Source organism: Pseudomonas sp. SDO524_S393 (assembly GCF_054071875.1).
Genome location: NZ_JBSVVZ010000133.1, coordinates 1 through 5,281, shown reverse-complemented (window position 1 = coordinate 5,281; position 5,281 = coordinate 1). Strand labels below are relative to the sequence as shown.

The 5,281-nt window shown below is 60.4% G+C and carries 8 protein-coding genes; 3 read left to right on the top strand and 5 right to left on the bottom strand.

All coding sequences use genetic code 11. The features are described 5' to 3' along the window. Positions 1-104 precede the first annotated feature (104 nt). Together ACW9IB_RS29215 and ACW9IB_RS29210 are read right to left on the bottom strand one after the other, a co-directional pair. A complete protein-coding gene (locus ACW9IB_RS29215; protein WP_457364110.1) occupies positions 105-599 on the bottom strand; it encodes a SprT family zinc-dependent metalloprotease in 495 nt (164 codons plus the stop codon). Between the two features lie 128 nt (positions 600-727). Next, positions 728-1,330: a Yip1 family protein gene (locus ACW9IB_RS29210; RefSeq protein WP_457364109.1), complete on the bottom strand. Its 603-nt coding sequence runs from the start codon at positions 1,328-1,330 to the stop codon at positions 728-730. A gap of 273 nt (positions 1,331-1,603) precedes the next feature. Here ACW9IB_RS29210 and ttcA point away from each other — a divergent pair, with 273 nt between their 5' ends. Together ttcA and ACW9IB_RS29200 are read left to right on the top strand one after the other, a co-directional pair. Then, complete coding sequence (gene ttcA / locus ACW9IB_RS29205) at positions 1,604-2,428, top strand: tRNA 2-thiocytidine(32) synthetase TtcA (RefSeq protein ID WP_064598661.1); 825 nt, start codon at positions 1,604-1,606, stop codon at positions 2,426-2,428. 67 nt (positions 2,429-2,495) lie between these two features. Further along, on the top strand, positions 2,496-3,167 hold the full coding sequence (locus ACW9IB_RS29200) for a DNA-3-methyladenine glycosylase I (protein ID WP_457364108.1): 672 nt from the start codon (positions 2,496-2,498) through the stop codon (positions 3,165-3,167). Between the two features lie 94 nt (positions 3,168-3,261). Here the strand turns inward: ACW9IB_RS29200 and ACW9IB_RS29195 are convergent, their stop codons facing one another. The 3 genes from ACW9IB_RS29195 to arsC are packed head-to-tail and all read right to left on the bottom strand — an operon-like array spanning position 3,262 to position 4,629. After that, entirely contained in the window at positions 3,262-3,681 is a 420-nt protein-coding gene (locus ACW9IB_RS29195) for a DUF2069 domain-containing protein (RefSeq protein WP_457416767.1), read from the bottom strand. After that, a complete protein-coding gene (wrbA, locus tag ACW9IB_RS29190) occupies positions 3,665-4,279 on the bottom strand; it encodes an NAD(P)H:quinone oxidoreductase (protein ID WP_457364106.1) in 615 nt (204 codons plus the stop codon). Before wrbA ends, ACW9IB_RS29195 begins: the two co-directional genes overlap by 17 nt. Continuing rightward, positions 4,276-4,629, bottom strand: a complete 354-nt coding sequence (gene arsC, locus ACW9IB_RS29185; RefSeq protein WP_457364105.1) for an arsenate reductase (glutaredoxin) — start codon at positions 4,627-4,629, stop codon at positions 4,276-4,278. Before arsC ends, wrbA begins: the two co-directional genes overlap by 4 nt. A gap of 115 nt (positions 4,630-4,744) precedes the next feature. Here arsC and ACW9IB_RS29180 point away from each other — a divergent pair, with 115 nt between their 5' ends. Further along, positions 4,745-5,206, top strand: coding sequence for a redoxin domain-containing protein (locus tag ACW9IB_RS29180; protein ID WP_457364104.1), 462 nt, complete (start codon positions 4,745-4,747; stop codon positions 5,204-5,206). The last annotated feature ends 75 nt before the right edge of the window (positions 5,207-5,281 follow it).

Genomic DNA, 5,281 nt, shown 5'->3' with positions numbered 1-5,281 from the left:
GGTGGGGGGTCAGCGCGCAGCGGATAGCTGAACGGCGCAGTGCCGGAGTGGGTGGGTAGTGTCTGGCTTGCCTGCGATGCTGCCCTTGAATTCGCCACAAATCCTCATTCCACCCGGGTTTCCCCGGTAAACACCAACGTCTGCCGACACCGCCGGCACACATACCGCCGCCCTTGGGCCACCAACCCATGCCGTTGTGCCGAAAATGGAAAATCACTGTCCGCACACGGGCATCGGTAGATGTAGCGAGTCACCTGACGGCGTTTCACTTCATAGTTATGGCAACGATCCGGCGGCAATTCATACACGCCGCGCATGATCAGTTGCCATTCCTCGCCATGGGGCTGGATGCGCTCGCCAAACAATTGGTGGGCGATCAGGTGCGCCACCTCATGGGCAACGGTCTGTTTGAGGAAATGTTGGCTGTTTTCACGGTACAACTGTGGGTTGAAACGCAGCAGGTTCTCGTGCAAATGCGCGACACCGGCTTTCTGGCCCCGCAGCTTGAGGCTGACCTGGGGGCGTTTGAAGCTTCGTTTGAAAAAGGATTCGGCTAGCAGGAAACAATCTTCGACGCGGGTATTGAGTTGCTCGGGCATGCTGTACATATCTCCAGAGACGCTCAGTATGCCGCAAAGCTGAGTGTTTCCGAATCTGTCAGGCGCCGAATGGTCATGCATCGCGCACAAAGCCACCTTGCGGTGGCCTTGTCTGCGGGTGGACGGGGTCAGTTGGTGTAGACCGGACCGACGCCCAGGCCCCAGACGATCACGGTGAATGCCATGATCGCCACCAGTACCACGAGGCCCACGGCCAGTACCGAGCTGGAAAACAGAAAGCCTTCGTCCGGATCGATGTTCATGAAGGTCGGCAGCCCCACATACAGCAGGTACACCGTGTAGCAAATGGCTGCCGTGCCCACCACCATACCCAGCCACATGTGCGGATAGAGCGCCGCCAACCCGCCGATGAACAATGGCGTCGCGGTGTAGGTGGCAAACGCTACGCAGCGCGCCATGCTGGGGTTGGCATCATAGGTGCGGGCCATCCAGTGAATGAATGCGCCCATCACCGCCACGCCGCCCAGCATCGCCAGGTAGGACATGATGGTCATCCACAGCGCGCTTTCCTGGGTCAGCATCACCGGTGCGCGGCTGCCGATGACCCAACCGACCTGGGTGGTGCCGATAAACGCGGATACGGCAGGGATCGCCGCAAGAATCAAGGTGTGAGTGAGGTACATGTGGCTGATGCTTTCTTCCTTATCGCCACGAATTTCCCGCCATTCCTGGTCGGGATGGGTAAAAAGCCCCACGACGTGATGGATCATGCCAGTCACTCCTGTCGTTATTACCATCGCCCCCCAGCGGAGCGCCCGCGGGCCAAATGGCCTGAAAGGTCTGGAAAACTGTGCGACCTCAAGTGCCAGTATAGGAAGTGATGACCGGAAAAACTGTAGGGCTTTAGAGCAAATCGCGCTGTAAACAGGGGGCCTAATCGCGGCGCGGTCTGTAGATGGCAATGCAACCCACATTGGAACTCGGTCGCTCATACCGGTAAAATGCTGCGCTTTTCGTCACACACTTCAGCGGATCCAAGCGCCATGGGCACTCTTACGGTCAACCAGAACAAACTGCAAAAACGCCTGCGTCGCCTGGCCGGGGAAGCGGTCACCGATTTCAACATGATCGAGGACGGTGACAAGGTCATGGTTTGCCTGTCCGGCGGCAAAGACAGCTACACCATGCTCGATGTGCTGATGCACTTGCAAAAGGTCGCGCCGATCAAGTTCGAGATCGTGGCCGTCAACATGGACCAGAAACAACCGGGGTTTCCCGAGCACGTGCTGCCGGCTTACCTGAAAGAGCTGGGCATCGAGTACCACATTGTCGAAAAAGACACTTATTCGGTGGTCAAGGAGCTGATTCCTGAAGGCAAGACCACCTGCTCGCTGTGTTCACGCCTGCGCCGTGGCACGCTCTACACCTTCGCCGACGAGATCGGCGCGACCAAGATGGCCCTGGGGCATCACCGCGACGACATCGTCGAAACTTTCTTCCTCAATATGTTCTTCAACGGTTCCCTCAAGGCCATGCCGCCCAAGCTGCGGGCCGATGACGGGCGCAACGTGGTGATCCGCCCGCTGGCGTATTGCAACGAGAAGGACATCCAGGCCTACTCCGACTTCAAGCAATTCCCGATCATCCCGTGCAACCTGTGCGGCTCCCAGGAAAACCTGCAGCGCCAGGTGGTCAAGGAAATGCTGGTGGACTGGGAGCGCAAGACCCCAGGCCGTACCGAAAGCATCTTCCGCAGCTTGCAGAACGTGATCCCTTCGCAACTGGCCGACCGTAATCTGTTCGACTTCACCAGCCTCAAGATCGACGAGACGGCGGCTTCGCGTTTCGTCAATGTGGTGAACCTCTAGGCCATTTCAATGCTCTGACACACGGCGCTCGCGGGCGCCGTTTTCAATTCGACTGCCAGGAGAGGGCATGCGCGATTACAAGTGGCTGCACGAATATTGTCTGAACCGCTTCGGCTCGGCGGCCGAGCTGGACGCCCATCTGCCCGTGCCCAAGACCCCGGCGCAATTGCGCAAGGTCAGCGATGATCGCTACCTGTCGACCCTGGCGCTGCGGGTATTTCGCGCGGGCTTGAAACACAGCGTGGTGGACGCCAAGTGGCCGGCGTTCGAACAGGTGTTCTTCGGCTTCGACCCGGAAAAGGTTGTGTTGATGGGCGCCGAGCACCTGGAGCGGCTGATGCAGGACACGCGCATCATCCGTCACCTGGGCAAGCTCAAGAGCGTGCCGCGCAATGCGCAAATGGTGCTGGACATCGAGAAGGAGCATGGCAGCTTCGGCGCATTCATCGCCGACTGGCCGGTGACGGATATCGTCGGGTTGTGGAAGTACCTGAGCAAGCACGGTCACCAGCTCGGCGGGCTATCAGCGCCGCGCTTCTTGCGCATGGTCGGCAAGGACACCTTTGTACCGAGTTATGACGTGGTGGCGGCGCTCAACGCGCAGAAGATCATCGACAAGGTGCCCACCAGCCTGCGCGACCTGGCCACGGTGCAGGGGGCGTTCAACCAGTGGCATGCCGAGAGCGGGCGGCCGATGTGCCAGTTGTCGATGATGCTGGCCTACACAGTCAATCATTGAGATTGAGGTGATGCCATCGCAGGCAAGCCAGCTCCCACATTTGATAGGCGGCGCGTTCAAAATGTGGGAGCTGGCTTGCCTGCAATAGCGGACGTCAGGCCGGCACAGGTTCTACAGCCAAGCGGCGATTCAACTGATGCCGCCACCGCACATAGAGCAGCGCGGTGCAAAACAGCACCAGGCTCGCCAGCATCTCCAGCACCCCGAACCATTGCCGGTTCGGGTCATACGCCGCCAGCGCGCCCTTGATGAAATACAGATTCACCACAAAGCACATCCACGAATGCCCGCGCGCGCTGCCCAGCAGCATGCCCGGCGCCAGCACCAGCAGGGGCAACAGTTCGATCAGCAGGATCACCCATGGTCGCGCGCCATGCAGGTCGGCAACGAACAGGTAATAGCCGCACAACAACCCCACCAGGCCCAGAAAAGCCAGCAGGCTCAGCACGCGTGCAAGCTTGACCCGGGGTTCCAGCCACGCTTGGGCGGGCAGGACCTTAGGCTTTCTGGCCACGACCGTTCTCCAGCAGCGCCGCGGTGTTCGCCAGGCGCAGGCCCAGGGCGCGGCACAGGGCGATTTCGTGTTGATCGAGCATGCGTTTGCCGTCCGGCCCCGAATGGTGGCTGGCGCCATACGGCGTGCCGCCGCCCTGGGTGTCGAGCAGTGCCTGTTCGCTGTAGGGCAGGCCGGTGATCAGCATGCCGTGGTGCAGCAGCGGCAGCAGCATCGACATCAGCGTGGTTTCCTGGCCGCCATGCAGGCTGGCGGTGGAGGTGAACACACCGGCCGGCTTACCGACCAGAGCGCCGGTGAGCCACAGGTTGCTGGTGCCATCCAGGAAGTACTTGAGCGGCGCGGCCATGTTGCCGAAGCGGGTCGGGCTGCCCAGGGCCAGGCCCGAGCAGTGCTTCAGGTCGTCCAGGCTGGCGTACAGCGCACCTTCGTCCGGGATGCTCGGCGCCACGGCTTCGCACTCGGTGGAGATGGCCGGCACCGTGCGCAGTCGCGCTTCCAGGCCACCTTGCTCGATGCCCCGGGCTATCTGTCGGGCCATCTCGCTGACCGAGCCGTTGCGGCTGTAATACAACACCAGCACATACGGCGCCGTCACGGCAGAATCTCCAGTACGTTTTCCGGTGGTCGGCCGATAATCGCCTTGTCGGCGGTTGCCAGGATCGGGCGCTCCATCAGCTTGGGGTGCTCGGCAATGGCGGCGATCAGTTGCGCGTCGCTGAGGTTGGTATCAGCGAGGCCAAGGGTTTTGTATTCGTCTTCGCCGGTGCGCAGCAATTGACGGGCACTGATTCCCAGTTTGCCCAGCAGCGCTTTCAATTGCGCAGCGTCAAGCGGGGTTTCCAGATAGCGCACCACGGTCGGCGCAAGGCCTCGGGCTTCGAGCAGTTCCAGCGCACCACGGGATTTCGAGCAGCGCGGGTTGTGATAAAGCGTCAGATCGGTCATGTGCGGGTCGCATCTTGCGTAAGGTGGCGGGTATTCTACCCGCGCTGTGGTCCGTCCTTAAACCGTAAGAGGCGATAGGTCGCAGCCAACGTTCATTTTTGCGAAGGATTACCCCATGACAAGGCGACTGATCGGTGCATTGGCGATCATCACAACCCTGCTGCTGAGCGGCTGCGGCAATGACTATGGCATTGACCAATATGGCCAGAAAGTCGCCTCCGAGCGCCTGGATAAACAATGGCTGGTGGTCAATTACTGGGCTGAGTGGTGTGGCCCGTGCCGCACGGAAATCCCCGAGCTCAACGCCCTGGCCGAACAGCTGAAAGGGCAGAACGTTGGGGTGTTCGGGGTCAACTTCGACAATGTGCAGGGTGAGGAACTCAAGGCCGCCAGCGAGAAGCTGGGCATCAAGTTCACCGTGCTGGCGCAGAACCCGGACGAAATCTTCGATATTCCCCGTAGCGAGGCGTTGCCGGTCACTTACATCATTGACGACAAGGGCAAGGTGCGCGAACAACTGATGGGCGAGCAGACGGCGCAAGGGGTGCTGGCCAAGCTCAAGGCCCTGCGCGGCTGAATTGGCAACACATAACCCCTGTGGGAGCGGGCTTGCTCGCGAAACAGTCCATCCGTTTAAACATCTTTGACTTAC